General features: G+C 57.5%; 15 protein-coding genes. 8 read left to right on the forward strand and 7 right to left on the reverse strand.

Annotation, left to right across the window (positions count from 1 at the left end):
• Nucleotides 1-8 precede the first annotated feature (8 nt).
• Entirely contained in the window at nucleotides 9-2,066 is a 2,058-nt protein-coding gene (gene tkt, locus GCE01_RS02245) for a transketolase (RefSeq protein WP_099210656.1), read from the reverse strand.
• 121 nt (nucleotides 2,067-2,187) lie between these two features.
• Here tkt and GCE01_RS02250 point away from each other — a divergent pair, with 121 nt between their 5' ends.
• From GCE01_RS02250 to GCE01_RS02265, 4 genes are all read left to right on the forward strand, one after another.
• The gene (locus tag GCE01_RS02250; RefSeq protein WP_244591049.1) at nucleotides 2,188-3,207 is read left to right on the forward strand and encodes an MBL fold metallo-hydrolase; all 1,020 of its coding nucleotides are present in this window, start codon (nucleotides 2,188-2,190) and stop codon (nucleotides 3,205-3,207) included.
• A gap of 35 nt (nucleotides 3,208-3,242) precedes the next feature.
• Nucleotides 3,243-3,746 carry an ankyrin repeat domain-containing protein gene (locus GCE01_RS02255; protein ID WP_046899923.1) on the forward strand — a complete coding sequence of 168 codons (504 nt, stop codon included), beginning with the start codon at nucleotides 3,243-3,245 and terminating at the stop codon, nucleotides 3,744-3,746.
• Nucleotides 3,743-4,813: a histidinol-phosphate transaminase gene (gene hisC, locus GCE01_RS02260; RefSeq protein WP_099210660.1), complete on the forward strand. Its 1,071-nt coding sequence runs from the start codon at nucleotides 3,743-3,745 to the stop codon at nucleotides 4,811-4,813. Before GCE01_RS02255 ends, hisC begins: the two co-directional genes overlap by 4 nt.
• 133 nt (nucleotides 4,814-4,946) lie before the next feature.
• Nucleotides 4,947-5,231, forward strand: a complete 285-nt coding sequence (locus GCE01_RS02265) for a hypothetical protein (RefSeq protein ID WP_046899925.1) — start codon at nucleotides 4,947-4,949, stop codon at nucleotides 5,229-5,231.
• Nucleotides 5,232-5,250: 19 nt separating this feature from the next.
• On the opposite strand, the gene GCE01_RS02270 is transcribed toward GCE01_RS02265, so the two are convergent.
• Nucleotides 5,251-6,042, reverse strand: coding sequence for a glycosyltransferase (locus GCE01_RS02270; RefSeq protein WP_099210662.1), 792 nt, complete (start codon nucleotides 6,040-6,042; stop codon nucleotides 5,251-5,253).
• Nucleotides 6,043-6,239: 197 nt separating this feature from the next.
• On the opposite strand from GCE01_RS02270, the gene GCE01_RS02275 reads away from it, so the two are divergent.
• The 3 genes from GCE01_RS02275 (at nucleotide 6,240) to GCE01_RS02285 (ending at nucleotide 8,486) form a co-directional block, all read left to right on the forward strand.
• Nucleotides 6,240-7,487, forward strand: a complete 1,248-nt coding sequence (locus GCE01_RS02275) for an aminopeptidase (RefSeq protein ID WP_099210664.1) — start codon at nucleotides 6,240-6,242, stop codon at nucleotides 7,485-7,487.
• A complete protein-coding gene (locus tag GCE01_RS02280) occupies nucleotides 7,484-7,996 on the forward strand; it encodes a hypothetical protein (protein WP_099210666.1) in 513 nt (170 codons plus the stop codon). The genes GCE01_RS02275 and GCE01_RS02280 overlap by 4 nt, the downstream gene beginning before the upstream one ends.
• A gap of 73 nt (nucleotides 7,997-8,069) precedes the next feature.
• The gene (locus GCE01_RS02285; RefSeq protein WP_174694770.1) at nucleotides 8,070-8,486 is read left to right on the forward strand and encodes a hypothetical protein; all 417 of its coding nucleotides are present in this window, start codon (nucleotides 8,070-8,072) and stop codon (nucleotides 8,484-8,486) included.
• On the opposite strand, the gene GCE01_RS02290 is transcribed toward GCE01_RS02285, so the two are convergent.
• Both GCE01_RS02290 and fliI read right to left on the reverse strand, forming a co-directional pair.
• The gene (locus GCE01_RS02290; protein WP_099210668.1) at nucleotides 8,478-8,903 is read right to left on the reverse strand and encodes a flagellar FliJ family protein; all 426 of its coding nucleotides are present in this window, start codon (nucleotides 8,901-8,903) and stop codon (nucleotides 8,478-8,480) included. The two genes, GCE01_RS02285 and GCE01_RS02290, sit on opposite strands and share 9 nt — an antisense overlap.
• A 20-nt stretch (nucleotides 8,904-8,923) precedes the next feature.
• Nucleotides 8,924-10,300, reverse strand: coding sequence for a flagellar protein export ATPase FliI (fliI, locus tag GCE01_RS02295; protein ID WP_099210670.1), 1,377 nt, complete (start codon nucleotides 10,298-10,300; stop codon nucleotides 8,924-8,926).
• A gap of 153 nt (nucleotides 10,301-10,453) precedes the next feature.
• Here fliI and GCE01_RS02300 point away from each other — a divergent pair, with 153 nt between their 5' ends.
• Entirely contained in the window at nucleotides 10,454-11,194 is a 741-nt protein-coding gene (locus tag GCE01_RS02300; RefSeq protein ID WP_099210672.1) for a response regulator transcription factor, read from the forward strand.
• Nucleotides 11,195-11,204: 10 nt separating this feature from the next.
• Here the strand turns inward: GCE01_RS02300 and thiD are convergent, their stop codons facing one another.
• From thiD to ftsH, 3 genes are all read right to left on the reverse strand, one after another.
• Nucleotides 11,205-12,014, reverse strand: coding sequence for a bifunctional hydroxymethylpyrimidine kinase/phosphomethylpyrimidine kinase (gene thiD / locus GCE01_RS02305; protein WP_099210674.1), 810 nt, complete (start codon nucleotides 12,012-12,014; stop codon nucleotides 11,205-11,207).
• 3 nt (nucleotides 12,015-12,017) lie between these two features.
• Complete coding sequence (glmM, locus tag GCE01_RS02310; RefSeq protein ID WP_086634403.1) at nucleotides 12,018-13,376, reverse strand: phosphoglucosamine mutase; 1,359 nt, start codon at nucleotides 13,374-13,376, stop codon at nucleotides 12,018-12,020.
• Between the two features lie 102 nt (nucleotides 13,377-13,478).
• On the reverse strand, nucleotides 13,479-15,383 hold the full coding sequence (gene ftsH / locus GCE01_RS02315) for an ATP-dependent zinc metalloprotease FtsH (protein WP_099210676.1): 1,905 nt from the start codon (nucleotides 15,381-15,383) through the stop codon (nucleotides 13,479-13,481).
• Nucleotides 15,384-15,465: the final 82 nt, after the last annotated feature.

The following is a 15,465-nucleotide window of genomic DNA, read 5'->3' on the forward strand; positions in this document are numbered from 1 at the left end:
TTCTCTCCTTACTTGCTACGGGCAGCCTGACGCTTCGCGGCGCCATAAACTGCTTCCGGCGTAAAACCGAACTTGGTCAGAAGTGCAGAGGCAGGAGCCGATGCACCAAACGAATTCATGGCAATGATCGAGCCGCCAAGACCGACATAACGGTCCCAACCGAAGGCCGCAGCCTGCTCGACAGCCACGCGGCCGATCACGTCAGGCGGCAGAACGGAATCGCGGTATTCCTGGCTCTGCTCTTCAAACAGATCGAAACTCGGGATCGACACCACGCGGGCCTTCACACCTTCTGCCGTAAGCTTTTCATAAGCTTCGACAACCAGCGATACTTCAGAACCCGAAGCCATCAGAATCACATCCGGCTTACCTTCACAGGAGGCCAGAACGTACGCGCCCTTGGCCAGACCGGAAGCCGCTGCATATTTCGTGCGGTCAATGGTTGGCAGATTCTGGCGGCTTAGAGCCAGAACAGCAGGCTTGTGCGTCATCGGGATCAGCGTGCGCCATGCCTCTGCCACTTCGTTGGCGTCGGATGGGCGGATTGTCATGATGCCCGGGGTCGCGCGAAGTTGAGCAAGTTGCTCGATCGGCTGATGGGTCGGGCCATCTTCACCGACGCCGATGGAGTCATGCGTAAAGATATACGTGACCGGCAGTTCCATGATGGCCGACAGACGGATCGGAGCCTTCATGTAATCAGAGAAGATCAGGAAGCCAGAGCCGTAAGCGCGGATACCGGACAGTGCGATACCATTACAGATCGAGCCCATCGCGTGTTCACGCACACCGAAATGCAGGTTGCGGCCACCATAGGTGCCACCCCACTGTGGCGGCTGGAACGATCCGCCCCCCTTGATGTCTGTCTTCGTGGAGGGCGTCAGGTCAGCAGACCCACCGATCATCCAGGGCAGGTTCTTAGCAACGGCATTCAGCACCTGGCCAGAGCTTGCACGGGATGCAACGCCCTTGGCATCAGCCTCGTAAACCGGGATGTCCTTGTCCCAGCCTTCTGGCAGACGGTGCTCGAAGATTGCTTCAAGCTCGGCGGCTTCCTTCGGATGAGCTTCCTTGTAAGCCGAGAACAGTTCGCGCCACTGAGCACTGGCCGCTGCACCGCGCTTGCCGAGACCTTCGGCGAAATGCTCTTGGACACCATCCGGAACATAGAAATCACCGGCATTTTCCGGCCAGCCATAAGCTGCCTTCGCGCCCTTGATTTCATCTTTGCCCAGCGGTTCACCATGAGCGGATGCCGTGCCAGCCTTCTTCGGCGCACCGTAACCAATGACCGTCTTCAGAACGATCATGCTTGGGCGGTCCGTGACCTTCTTGGCTTCCTGAAGGGCCTTCAGGATTGCCTGAACGTCGTTACCGTCCGTCAGTGTCTGAACGTGCCACTTATAGGCCTCGAAACGCTTGCCAACATCTTCGGTCAGGGCAAGGTCGGTCGAGCCTTCAATGGAGATCTGATTGGAATCGTAAACCCAGGTCAGGTTGCCGAGGCCCAGATGACCGGCCGTTGAAGCCGCTTCCGAAGCCACACCTTCCATCATGTCGCCATCACCACAGAAAACCGTGACGTGATAGTCGAACAGCTTGAAGCCAGAGCGGTTGTACGTTTCAGCCAGCCACTTTTCAGCAATGGCCATACCCACGGAGTTGCCACAGCCCTGACCCAGCGGGCCGGTCGTTGTTTCAACGCCTGAGGTGAAACAATATTCCGGGTGGCCCGGCGTCCGGGAGCTCAGCTGGCGGAACTGCTTCAGGTCCTCGACAGTGAGAGCTGGCTGGTCCACGACCTTTCCATCCTGGATGTCCCGAACGCCTGTCAGGAACAGCGTCGAGTACAGGAGCATGGAGGCGTGTCCGACGGACAGGACGAACCGGTCACGGGCTGGCCATAGCGGATCGGCAGGATCGTAGTTCAGATCATGCTGCCAAAGCGCATACATGGCCGGGGCGAGAGCCATTGCGGTTCCGGGATGCCCGGAATTCGCACGCTCGACGGCGTCCATGGAAAGGGTGCGGATGGTATTGATACCGAGTTCAGGAAGCGTACTCATCGGTATGGGGTCTCCGGCTTGTGACGAGCGGGGGAAAGGTCAATGATGCCCCCGCACCTTCTGCAGCCACGGCATGACGCGATATCACGTCTGACGCAATGCTTGATGGGTAAACCATATTGTGAAACACGGTCTTGTGCTTGAAGACAACCCGCCTCACTTCGATGGAACACGTTATTTCAACCCACCTTCGTGGCGCCCGGATAACGCTGTTTCAGGACGAACCCCTGCCCAGCGCTTCCGCAATATCCTGAAGTGGCAGCTCAGCCTGCGTCCCCGCTGGCCTGATGCCCTGCCCCCTCAGAAACCCCACACCCTGACTGCTCCCGCGCCCGGTGAATGTCTCGCAACGTTCATCGGCCATGCCACCGTTCTGCTCCAGTTCGGCCGACAGGGACGTGAACCATTACGCATCATCACGGACCCGGTGTTTTCAGAACGCTGCTCCCCGTTCCGGAGTTTCGGCCCCAGACGCGTCCGGCCACCTGGCATCTGTTTTGAAGACCTGCCGCCAATCGATCTCATTCTGGTTTCACATTGCCATTACGACCACATGGACCTCCCGACCCTGCGCATTCTGGCGCGCAAAGGTGATCCGCTGTGCATTACATTGCCGGGGAACCGTAGCCACCTGGAAAAAGCTGGACTGCCCCGCATTGTCGAACTCGACTGGTGGAACAGCACGCAGGCGGAAGGCGCGCGCATTTCTGCAACGCCCGCCCTGCATGGAAGTGCCCGTACTCCGTTCGATCAGAACAAGGCCCTCTGGGGCGGCTTCGTGATCGAAACTCAGGACAAAACCGTGTTCTTCGCCGGAGACACAGCCTGGGGCCGTCACTTTGATGCGATCCATAATCGCTGGAACACGATTGACCTCGCAATCCTGCCAATCGGTGCCTACGAGCCACGCAATTTCATGCGTCGTGTGCACATGAATCCAGAAGAGGCGGTCATGGCCTTTGACACCCTCAAGCCCACCCAGGCGATGGCCATTCACTTCGGGACATTCCAGTTGACTGATGAAGCTATTCTGGAGCCTGCGGCACGCCTCAATCTGGCCTTTCAGGACCGTGCCCGTCCCTTTAAAGCTCTGGAAAACGGGGAAACCCTGGCTCTTTCGCCCCCTCCCGCAAGCCGCTAACCTAACGGCACTATGTCCCCCTTGTGGAAACCGTCATGAACGCACAGACCGTCAATTTCACGCCTGAACAGATCACTGCCCTGTTCATTGACGCCGCCCGTGAGGGTGACACGGACCTCCTGACCCAGTTTCTGGATGCAGGAATGGTCATCGATACACCTGACAGTCGCGGCTACACGGCCCTCATTGTCTCGACCTACAACGGACATCTGGACGCCGCGCGGCTACTCCTCGCACGCGGGGCCAATACGGAATCCGTTGATCTCAAGGGAGCCACAGCGCTGTCTGGCGTCGCCTTCAAAGGCATGACGGACATTGCACAGGTCCTGATCGACAATGGCGCTCAGGTGGATCACGCAAATTTCTCGGGCCGGACGCCTCTGATGTTCGCCATCATGTTTGGCCGTACGGACATGGCACGGCTTCTTCTGTCTGCAGGCGCCAATCCGGATCATCGGGACGGCGACGGCGTTTCTGCCCGTGACCTCGCAGAGCGACAGGGTGTGACCGGCTTTTTCGATCAGGAAACAGGCGCATGAGCCGCTTCTGGAACAAACGCGTCCACGCTCTAGACCCTTACGTCCCCGGCGAACAACCTAAACTAACCAACCTGCTGAAGCTCAATACGAACGAGTCTCCGTATGGTCCGAGCCCGCGGGTGCTGGAGGCTATTCGAGAGACTGCAACGGACGACCTTCGCCTTTACCCGGACCCGACTGCAACGGTCCTGTGTGAAACCATCGCAAAGCGCTTCGGTGTCACAACAGACCGGGTTTTCGTTGGAAATGGCTCCGATGAAGTCTTGGCTCACGCCTTCCGTGCCCTCTTTCACGATGACGCACCGCTCTACTTCTCGGACGTCACTTACGGCTTCTATCCGGTCTATTGCAGCCTGTTTGAACAGCCCTTCAAGCAGTTCCCGCTCAACGACGACTACGAGATCGACATCAACGCTTATGATGGCCCCTGCGGTGGCGTTGTCGTCGCGAACCCCAACGCGAATACGGGTCTAGCCCTCTCGCTTGAACAGATCGAGACGCTCGCTCTTCGTCATCCGGACCGGACGGTCATCATCGACGAAGCATACGTGGATTTCGGTGCCGACTCGGCCATCGAACTGACGAAGCGTCATGACAACCTTCTGGTCGTCCAGACACTGTCAAAATCCTATGCTCTGGCAGGGCTGCGCGTCGGTTTCGCAATCGGCTCGCCGGAGCTGATTGAAGGACTGATCCGCGTCAAGGACAGCTTCAACTCCTATCCGCTTTCACGCCCGGCGCAGGCGGGGGCTATCGCTGCTATCAAAGACACGGACTGGCTGGAAGAGATTACAGCCCGGGTGATCGCCAGCCGGAAAACACTTGTCCCTGAACTGGAAAATCTCGGCTTCCAAGTCCTTCCATCCTGTGCCAACTTCATTCTCATGCGCCACCCGGCGCATCCGGCCGGATCGGTTGCGAGCGCCCTGCGCGAGCGTTCGATCCTGGTGCGGCATCTTTCAACCCCGCGTATCCAGAACTGGCTACGCGTCACGATCGGAACTGACGAGGCCTGCACACGCCTGATTGACGCCCTGCGGGCCATCATTCTCACAAACCGATCCTGAACCACAGTTGGGCGGACTAATCCGCCCTCACGATCATGACCTTTCAGAGGCTGCCCGGTGTGCATTCGCGCACCGTTCCGCATTCAGTGATGATGCGGAGGCCTCTGGCGTTTCGTGCTGAAAGACCAAGACCATGCGCGCATTCCACGGACAGATGTCCGACAATCAGCCTATCCGCCGTAACCAGGCAGAGAAGGAAAAGCAGCTTCGGGACCTCAAGGAAACACTTGCTTCCATGAAGTCTCACACATCCCCTGCTCTGAAAGAGAGCGTCCAGCGCCGTATCAAGGAACTGGAAACCGAACTCCGTGCCGCAGCCCGTGACAAGGCTACCCGCGCCGCCAACCCGAGCGCCCAACCGCAGGACCAGCAGCGTCAGCGCCGCGCGCCGCGCCGGAACACCATTCGCTCCATGTGAAATTGCGAACCGGGCAGCCTTACAGGCCAGCCCGGTTCCATGCCTCTCCCATGCACTGCAGACGAACGGGATGCATGCCGTCCGTTTCCGTCAGAACATAAAATGCTGAGTACTTTCCGGTAGGTTTGCCGGGCCGATTTTTCAGCCAGCTGAAAACACTTCGATCTGCCGTCATCCCGCCCTGATCCTGCGGAAGAGGCTGATTCCAGAGATCCAGAACCTCCGGAACTCTCGTCCGATCAATCATCAGACAATTCGGGTCTACAAACCCTCCAAAGGACTCGCGGAAGAGCCCTCCGCCCGGGCCCACAGATTCCCACTGATCTTCACAAACCGGCCTTAACGTTTTGGGATGTACAAACCATCGACCTGACCAGGCCCAGTCCTTTCCATCAATCGCTTCAAGAAGCGATGACAGATGATCTGGCGCCCACCAGTTGTCATCATCCAAATAAGCCACCCGACGCGCATTGGAGAGCTGGCTCAAGACACTCCGCAGCACGCCTCCATCACGTGCGCGGCCAAACCCTCCATGCCGCACAGACGTGGAATATCCGGGCCATAGCACGTCCACTGACCAGCCCTCCGGACGCGCCTGACAGGCACTCTCCAGCATCTCCTGCGCTCCATCTGGTGGCGTAGTATCCGCACCGATCATGACCTGCACGCGCAGGTCACCACTCTGGGCGAAGATCGACCGCAAAGCGTGAAATAATGAGGGCCTCAGCAGGCTGGGCATGACAACAGCGACATCAAACGGCTGCTGATCCGGCTGACCATCGTCAGCGAAAATATGAAGTCCAGGACGCATCCTGCAAGACTACGGCGTGCCGCACTCTCCGTCCATGCTGGTCAACCCGGCACTTCATCTCGTCCCATCTCAAAAAGCCACACCAACCGCATTAAAGCGAAGGTCCAACCACCTCAGACGCCCCCAGGCATGCTCTTGCACTTCGGACGTGCAGCCCCCACGATGAAAAACAGAATTCCACTGCGAAAGAGCAAGATGTGTCCGCTACTTCCCAATTTTCGCACGAGCAGCTTCTTGACCGCCTTGGCGAAGTCGCAGTTCGCGTCGGACTGAACATCAAGCCGGGGCAGCAGCTCCTCATTACAGCCCCGCTGGATGCCGTTCCGCTGGTCCGGCGCGTTACCGAACACGCCTACAAGGCTGGAGCATCACTCGTCACAACGCTGTACGCCGACGATGAGACGACACTCGCCCGTTACGTCCATGCCTCTGATGCCGCCTTCGATACAGCCCCGACCTGGCTGGCTGACGGCATTGCCCGCGCCTTCCGTGAGGGAGCGGCGCGCATGGCTATTACTGGCGCCAACCCAACCCTTCTTGCAGGCCAGGATCCAGAGCGGATTTCACGCGCAAACCGCGCAAACTCAGCAGCCAACCGACCGGCGATGGAAATCATTACCCAGTTCGCAGTGAACTGGAACATCATCGCCTGCGCCACCCCGGCATGGGCCGCACAGGTCTTCCCCGATCTGGCTCCAGAAGATGCACTGACAGCGCTGTGGAACGGCATCTTCAAAGCTTCGCGCGTGGATGTCCCAGATCCGGTAGCAGACTGGAAGGCCCACAACGCCCGCCTGCATGCCCGTGCAAAATTCATGAACGACACACGCTTTGACGCTCTGCACTTCACCGGTCCCGGTACTGATCTTACGGTTGGCCTTGCAGATGGCCATGCCTGGGCTGGCGGATCGGAAGAGGCACTGAACGGCATTGTCTGCAATCCGAACATTCCAACCGAAGAAATTTTCACAACACCGCATCGCTCCCGTGTGAACGGCACCGTCTGCAGTACCAAGCCGTTATTCCATCAGGGTACCCTGATCGATGACATTTCCGTCCGTTTTGAAGATGGCCGCATTGTCGAAGCACATGCGAGCAAGGGTGAAAACGTTCTCCATCGTATTCTGGACACTGATGAAGGCGCACGCCGGATTGGCGAGGTGGCTCTTGTGCCCCACTCGTCGCCAATTTCCGCAAGCGAAATCCTCTATCGGAACACCTTGTTCGATGAAAACGCGTCCAGCCACATTGCGCTGGGCCAAGCCTACACCAAGTGCATGGTCGACATTGAAGGTCTGACGCCGGAACAGCTTCTGGAGCGTGGCGTTAATGACTCCCTGATCCATATCGACTGGATGATTGGCTCGGATAAAATCGATCTCGATGGGATCAAAAACGGCAGCCGCACGCCTCTGATGCGTTCCGGCGAATGGGTAAACGCATGACTTTAAACATCAAAACGCTCACAGCGCTCGCTCTCTTCGCCAGCGCGGCTCTTCCTTGTTCTGCGTACGCACAGGGCTACCCAAGCCAGACCCAGGTTGATGGGCAGCAAGCCCAGCAGCCTGCGCAGGTTCCCCCGCAGTTCAAGGCCGACACAGAGCGCGCTATGCGCTACGCCCTGCCAGCAGACTTCATGCCACGTGCAACGAGCGCGATTGGTGAACTCCAGGCGCGCAATATCCAGCCCCCCAACTCTCAGGGACTTGGCTTGCAGGCGATGATTAGCCAGGCAGGTCAGGTTCCCGGTTTTGCCGCTGTGCTCTCATCCCATGGCTTTACGCCGGAAAGCTTCATCACGGGCATGACGACCTTTGGCATGACGCTTGCCGTAAGCAACGGACAGGTTCCAGCAGGCATGCCGTCTCCCAACCCGAACAACGTTGCGCTGTTCAAAGCCCATCCGGATCAGGTCAACGCCCTGATGCAGGCCATGGGCAACCCTCCCCACTAATTTTTACGGGCGTGCCCTGACTTTGTGCAGGGCGCGCCTTCTTTTCCCAATCCCTCGCTGATAAAAAGCCGACATGTCTGTCGTGCTTGATCCTTCCTCACTCCCTGCCGTCAACATTCTGGGGCTTGCCCAGTCTGGAGCTATTCTCCGTGCTGAACGGGAAACACCGCCCGATGGTGTTCCTGCGTTCATCACAAGAGAAGGATGGGACGAGCTTGTTGCCGCCCACGCCGCAGAACATGATACGCCGCACACCATCGTGCTTCCGGCTCTCGAAAAAGCCGTAACGCGACTCTTGGCCCATGCCGCTCAGGCGGCGTCTGAAGAAGGCGGGACTGCTCCCGTCGTCAGCCTTGAAAGCGATCTTTTCCCGAGCGACAGGACTTTGATTCTCGCCTTCGTCCGTGATGAAACGCACCCTGTTGCCTGCACACTTATCGGAACGGCACACCAACTCGCAGTCGTTCTACGCTCGGCAACGTCAGTATAAGGCCCTCTGACGCAGCGCCAGTTCATCCAGAGCGGCTTGCTCCTTACGGAGAGCGAGATAATTCATCTCAAGCCGCTGCTTATCCTGCAGTTTCTCAACAGCTTTTAGAGCTGCCTGAGCCATTAGTAGAGCCGAACGAAGACAATCCCGATCGAGTGCTGCCTCCCGGCAAAGCTCCTGCGCGTCAGCGATCGCACGCTGGCCAACGGGCAACCAACGGCTGAATGCTTCTACTGCATCGTCATCAGCCTGTGGATCTGACGCCAGCCCCTGCTCCTGAATCAGGAGCAGATGGGCCTTGCTCAACACTGCTTCAGCAGCAGTCTCGCGCGCTACTGCTTCGCCAAACGCTTTCTCAACCACCTCGAGTTCATGGCGCCGCAGGCGCTTGAGCGTATCCAAGGGCATCTGCTTCATTTTACCTGCTCCCATTGTGTCTAGGCCTCGGCATTCACAATGCTGGAAAGCTGTTCAAACGCTTCCGCACAGTTAGACCGTTCGCTCTTGCCTTGAGAAAGAAACTCTTCAAGCCTGGGCATAAGCCGCACAGCCTCATCGACGTCCGGCTCCGTTCCAGCCTTGTACGCCCCCAGACGAATCATATCGGCCATCCGTTCATAGGTTGCCATGGTCGCCCGCGCCTGCTTCGTGAGCCTGTTTTCCTCAGCTGAATTACATCCCGGTACGGCACGTGACAGAGACCGAAGAACGTCAATCGCGGGGTAACGCCCCTGCTCACCGATCCGCCGATCCAACACAATATGTCCGTCGAGAATTCCACGAACGGCGTCTGCAACCGGCTCGTTATGATCGTCACCTTCCACAAGCACAGTGAACAGGGCGGTAATCATGCCTTCTCCCGGATAACCAGGCCCGGCGCGTTCCAGCAATCGCGGCAGTTCAGCAAAAACAGATGGAGGATAGCCACGCGTGGCAGGAGGTTCGCCAGCTGACAGACCGATCTCACGCAGGGCCATGCAATAACGGGTCACACTATCCATTAGCAAAAGTACGGATTTACCCTGATCACGAAAGTGCTCTGCAATCGCCATACCCGCAACGGCAGCATCCCGACGCATCAACGGCGGGGCATCTGATGTGGCAATGACCACCACACTCCGCGCCAGCCCCTCAGCCCTCAGATCGTCTTCAATGAATTCACGAACTTCACGGCCGCGCTCACCGACCAGTGCAATGACCGCCACATCGCAGTTGGCACCGCGCGCCAGCATGGACAGCAGAGTGGATTTTCCGACCCCAGACCCGGCAAACAATCCCAGCCTCTGACCACGCCGACAGGTTGTAAACGCATCGAGCGCCCGCACTCCCAAATCTATGCGCTCTCCAAGCCGTGCCCGCGTTGCAGCGTTTGGAGGTGCGGCACTGACAGGCTGTTGCTGGAATGCCGGCGCTAATGGCCCCTTCCCGTCGATCGGCATCCCGAGGGGGTCCACAACTCTTCCAAGCCAGCTCTCATTCACACCCAGACCGGCAGACTGACACCCACTCAAAGAAATACGCGCCTCACACCCAGGCCCAATCCCTTCAAGGCTACCAAAAGCCATGACCCGGGCGTGTGCATTATGAAACCCTACAACCTCAGACTGTATCGACACTCCAGAACGTGCCTTCACGTTAATTCTGTCACCGATAGAAACGAGTCCCTCAAGGCCGTGAATGGTCATGCACAACCCCGTTACATCCCGAACAACTCCGGTTGCACCGTCAACGTGCAGGGATGAGAGCTTTTCGAGAAGGCTCTTCAACCCGCCTTTTCCCTGGATTTTCTGAGGATTTCCGAGGTGTGATGTCATCAAACAACCATAAGGAGCGCAACCTTAACAAACCCTGAACACGCACCCTTTAATGAAGCAATGATGAAAATTTTACGCTTTTTGATTTGTATCTATCGACAAACACAACTCTGGGTAGTAACCATTGCTTCACCAATCCGGGAGTTGAGAAACATGCGTATCCTTCTTGTCGATAGCGATCTTCAGGCCGCAGCCCATCTGTCTCAGACCCTTCGTACGGCTGCCTTTACCGTCGATCATACGTCCTCTGGCGAGGAAGCAATCGAGATGCTCCGGCATTACGATTATGATCTGATGGTGCTGGAACTGATGCTGAACGATATCGAAGGTTACGATGTCATCCGCCGTGTCCGCGCAGCCCGGATTACGACGCCCGTTCTCGTTCTCTCTGCGCTTCTCCGTCCCCAGGCTAAAATCCGTGCCTTCTCGATGGGTGCCGATGACTACATGACAAAGCCTTATGACTCAGGCGAGCTTGTTGCCCGCCTTCAGGCCGTCATGCGCCGCTCTCGCGGCTTTTCCGAACCTTGCCTGCGCATTGGTAATCTGGAACTGGACCTGAACGGGAAAAACGTCACTGTTGAGGGTAATCCCCTGCACCTGACGGGCAAGGAGTACGCCATTCTGGAGCTTCTGGTTATTCGGAAAGGCTCTGTCCTGACCAAGGATGCTTTTCTGAATCATCTTTATGGCGGCATTGATGAGCCTGAGATGAAGATCATCGATGTCTTCATCTGCAAACTTCGCCGCAAGCTTCAGAAAGCAGGGGCCAGCAATCTCATCTCTACAGTCTGGGGACGTGGCTATATTCTGCGTGAAGAAACAGCGGCCGAGCCCATGCCCGCTTCTGTCAGCCCAATGACCAGAGCCGTATCTGAACTGACAGTGGCCTAAAACAGACTCTTCAGGATTGGTACCAGTCCGGCCGGATCGTCACACCATGATTGACCGGCCCGTGACCAGCGCCATATCCCGGCGCATTTGAGAGCGCGAGCCGTAGATAGGCATGAGCCCGCCGCACCGCCGCTTCAAGATCCATGCCCTGTGCAATGCCCGTCGCAATGGCACTGGCAAGTGTACAACCCGTTCCATGAGTATGACGCGTATGAATTCGCGTTGCGCGGTGTACGTACTCATCTCCATTTGGGAAGACCAGAAGATCCTCGAGATCCTCTCCCGTCATATGCCCCCCCTTAAGCAGAACGGCCGCGGCTCCCCGCTTTTGCAGGATATGAGCTGCCCGACGCATTCCTGCCAGATCATGAATCACCTCACCCGTCATGACTTCTACTTCGGGAATATTGGGAGTCACGATTAAGGCCCGGGGCAAAAGACGGGTCATCACGGCATCTACGGCGTCATCAGCCAGAAGAGCTGACCCGCTGGTGGACACCATGACCGGGTCAAGCACCAAAGGGAGATGCGTATGACTTTCCAGTTCGTCAGCAACGGCATGAACAATGTCTGCTGTCGCGAGCATTCCGGTTTTGCAGCAATCTGCACCCAGATCATCAAGAACGACCTGCATCTGCTGCCGAACAAACGCCGGGGAAACAGCCTCCACCCCAAAGACGCCGAGTGTATTTTGTGCCGTCAGAGCTGTAAGGGCGCTCATTCCAAAGCCCCCCAGAGCGGTAATGGTCTTCAGGTCGGCCTGAATCCCGGCCCCACCACCGGAGTCACTTCCCGCTACTGTCAGAACCCGGCCACGCATGCCTCAGGCCTCCGTAATTGCTCTGATCGCCTCACAGACATGATCCACAACCTGAAGAACCAGCGCATCGTCTTCTGCTTCCGCCATCACGCGAATCAGAGGTTCGGTGCCACTGGCTCTCAGAACAAGACGACCGCGCCCGGCGAGACGTTCTTCCGCCCAGGCTTTGGCAGCAGCCAGTTCTGGACTGCTCAACGGATTAGCTCCTGAGTAGCGAACGTTTTTGAGAAGCTGCGGGAAAGGCTGGAAGACCTGACAGATCTCGCTGGCAGGCTTCTTGGTCTCCACCGAAACAGCCAGAACCTGGAGGGCGGCAATCAGCCCATCTCCGGTCGTAGCGTAATCGGACAGGACCATGTGCCCGGACTGCTCCCCGCCCAGGTTCCCACCATTCTCACGCATGCGCTCAACGACGTAGCGATCACCGACTGCCGTCCGCTGAAGCTCCAGACCATCTTCCGCCAGAGCCTTCTCCAGCCCCATATTGGACATGACCGTGGCCACAACTGTGTTGGTCCGCAGACGTCCATGCTGCTTCCAGAAGCGGGCGATCAACCCAAGAATCTGATCGCCATCAACCAGATTGCCGTTCTCATCGGCGATCAGAACACGATCAGCATCTCCGTCCAGCGCAATGCCGAAGTCCGCGCCATGCTCCTTCACGGCAGCACAAAGTGTCTCTGGATGGGTAGAGCCAACACCATCATTGATGTTCAGGCCATCCGGTGAACAACCAATCTTGATGACTTCCGCACCCAGCTCCCAAAGAGCGGTTGGTGCCACGCGATATGCAGACCCATTTGCGCAATCGAGAACAATCTTCAAACCATCCAGACGCAGCCCGCGCGGGAAGGAAGCTTTGGCATTCTCAATGTAGCGACCAGCGGCATCGTTCAAACGAGAGGCACGCCCGATTTCTGCCGGTGAAGCCAAACGCTGAGACAGATCCTGCCCCATCATGGCTTCAATCTCCCCTTCAACTTCATCGGAGAGCTTGAAACCGTCTGGGCCAAACAGCTTGATGCCATTGTCGGTGAAGGGATTGTGAGAGGCCGAGATCATGACACCGAGGTCTGCCCGCAAAGACCGCGTCAGCATGGCAATCGCTGGCGTCGGAAGCGGACCGACAAGGATCACATCCATACCGGCAGACAGAAAGCCAGCCACAAGCGCACATTCAATCATATACCCGGACAGGCGCGTGTCCTTGCCCAGCACAACAGTGTGTCGACGGCTCTGACTGCGCATGAAATACAGGCCTGCGGCCTGTCCAAGCTTCTGGGAAACTTCCACCGTCATCGGAGCAGTGTTTGCGGTTCCCCTGATGCCGTCCGTCCCGAACAGAGCCCTCTTGCTGGCCATGGTTATGAAATCCTGCCTGTCTCGATAGATAAGAAAAAGGCGCGGCACCAGAGAGGAAATTCCCCTCCAATGACGCGCCTTGCGGTGCGGTTAACGGTTTGATTAGCCTGCCTGAAGAGCCGGATCAAACGCACCCGGACGCGTCGTCGGCACAGAGGCGCGGCGATTATCCGGCAATTGCTCGTCATCGGACGGGCGCTCGATCGCCTCTCCACGCATGATCCGACCGACATCGTCTCCGGTCAGGGTCTCATACTCGAGCAGAGCCGCTGTCAGACGGTGCAGATCATCAATCCGCGTCAGAAGCAGATGATGCGCCTGCTGGTAAGCCGTATCGATCAGAGCCTTGATCTCTACGTCGATATCGCGCGCCGTCTGCTCAGACAGATTTTTGTTCTGTGTGACAGAGTGCCCCAGGAAGACTTCCTGTCCGTTATCGCCATAGGAAATCATGCCGAGCTTGTCGCTCATGCCCCATTCCGTGACCATTCGGCGAGCCAGATCGGTAGCGCTCTTGATATCACCAGACGCACCAGCACTGACTTCTTCCGGGCCAAAGATGATTTCTTCAGCCACACGGCCACCCATGGCAATCACCAGACGCGCCAGGCACCATTTCCGGCTGTAGGAAATGTTGTCTTTCTCAGGCAGCGTCATCACCAGCCCCAGAGCGCGCCCACGCGGCACAATCGTAGCCTTGTGAATAGGGTCACTACCCGGCGTGAAGATCGCGCAGATGGCGTGACCAGCCTCATGATAAGCCGTCGAGCGCTTTTCATCTTCGGTCATGACCATGGACCGACGCTCTGCGCCCATCATGACTTTGTCCTTGGCCTCTTCGAACTGAGCCATTCCGACCGTGCGGCGTCCCTGACGGGCAGCCATCAGAGCAGCTTCGTTCACAAGATTGGCCAGATCAGCACCGGAGAAGCCTGGCGTACCACGAGCAATCACTTTTGGGTCCACATCTGAAGACAGCGGTACTTTCTTCATGTGAACGCGCAGGATCTTTTCGCGACCAGCAACATCAGGGTTCGGCACAACGACTTGACGATCAAAACGCCCCGGACGCAGCAGAGCCGGATCCAGAACATCCGGACGGTTGGTTGCTGCAATCAGGATAACGCCCTCATTGCTCTCAAAACCATCCATCTCGACGAGCATCTGGTTAAGGGTCTGCTCGCGCTCATCATTGCCGCCACCAAGACCGGCACCACGATGGCGGCCAACAGCGTCAATTTCATCGATGAAGATGATGCACGGAGCAGCCTTCTTGCCCTGCTCAAACATGTCACGCACACGGGATGCACCGACACCAACGAACATCTCCACGAAGTCCGAACCGGAAATCGTAAAGAACGGCACATTGGCTTCACCAGCAATCGCACGGGCCAGAAGCGTCTTACCCGTACCTGGAGGGCCGACCAGCAGGGCGCCCTTGGGGATCTTGCCACCCAGACGCGTGAACTTCTGCGGGTCTTTCAGGAATTCGACGATTTCCTCGAGCTCAGCCTTGGCTTCATCGATACCTGCCACATCATCAAATGTGACGCGGCCCGTCTTTTCCGTCAGCAGACGAGCCTTGGACTTGCCAAAACCCATCGCACGGCCACCACCGGCCTGCATCTGGCGAAACACCATAAAGCACAGGCCAACAAGCAGAAGAACGGGAAGATAATTTCCCACATACCGCAGGATGGAGTTCTCACCGCTATCCATTGGCTTGGCTGTCACTTCAACACCCGCGCCGGTCAGACGAGCCGGAAGGCCCGGATCCATCGGTGCATAGGTTTCGAAGGAGGTACCGTTCGTCAGTGTTCCAGAAATATTCTGTTCCTGGATAACCACCGAGCGCACCTGGTGCTCGTCCACATCATGGACAAAATCGGAATAGGCGATCTGCTGGGCAGCATGCTGGCTTCCACCGGGCTGGAAGGCGGTCAGCACTGCCATTCCGACCATGATGATGACCACCCAGATCGCAACGTTACGGCCTAAATTGTTCATCTCGTTCTCTGTCGTCCTTCAGACTGTCCGTCAGATGCAGCGGGGCTTCATCATCTCAACAGGCCGACGTCATAGTCTGCGT

It is taken from the genome of Gluconobacter cerinus, from assembly GCF_002723935.1.
Lineage (GTDB): Bacteria > Pseudomonadota > Alphaproteobacteria > Acetobacterales > Acetobacteraceae > Gluconobacter > Gluconobacter cerinus.

Excerpts from the sequence above, each read along its gene's own strand:
- tkt (WP_099210656.1), bottom strand. The coding sequence starts at position 2,066 with ATGAGTACGCTTCCTGAACTCGGTATCAATACCATCCGCACCCTTTCC.
- GCE01_RS02255 (WP_046899923.1), top strand. The coding sequence starts at position 3,243 with ATGAACGCACAGACCGTCAATTTCACGCCTGAACAGATCACTGCCCTG.
- hisC (WP_099210660.1), top strand. The coding sequence starts at position 3,743 with ATGAGCCGCTTCTGGAACAAACGCGTCCACGCTCTAGACCCTTACGTC.
- GCE01_RS02265 (WP_046899925.1), top strand. The coding sequence starts at position 4,947 with ATGCGCGCATTCCACGGACAGATGTCCGACAATCAGCCTATCCGCCGT.
- GCE01_RS02270 (WP_099210662.1), bottom strand. The coding sequence starts at position 6,042 with ATGCGTCCTGGACTTCATATTTTCGCTGACGATGGTCAGCCGGATCAG.
- GCE01_RS02280 (WP_099210666.1), top strand. The coding sequence starts at position 7,484 with ATGACTTTAAACATCAAAACGCTCACAGCGCTCGCTCTCTTCGCCAGC.
- GCE01_RS02285 (WP_174694770.1), top strand. The coding sequence starts at position 8,070 with ATGTCTGTCGTGCTTGATCCTTCCTCACTCCCTGCCGTCAACATTCTG.
- GCE01_RS02290 (WP_099210668.1), bottom strand. The coding sequence starts at position 8,903 with ATGAAGCAGATGCCCTTGGATACGCTCAAGCGCCTGCGGCGCCATGAA.
- fliI (WP_099210670.1), bottom strand. The coding sequence starts at position 10,300 with ATGACATCACACCTCGGAAATCCTCAGAAAATCCAGGGAAAAGGCGGG.
- GCE01_RS02300 (WP_099210672.1), top strand. The coding sequence starts at position 10,454 with ATGCGTATCCTTCTTGTCGATAGCGATCTTCAGGCCGCAGCCCATCTG.
- thiD (WP_099210674.1), bottom strand. The coding sequence starts at position 12,014 with ATGCGTGGCCGGGTTCTGACAGTAGCGGGAAGTGACTCCGGTGGTGGG.
- glmM (WP_086634403.1), bottom strand. The coding sequence starts at position 13,376 with ATGGCCAGCAAGAGGGCTCTGTTCGGGACGGACGGCATCAGGGGAACC.
- ftsH (WP_099210676.1), bottom strand. The coding sequence starts at position 15,383 with ATGAACAATTTAGGCCGTAACGTTGCGATCTGGGTGGTCATCATCATG.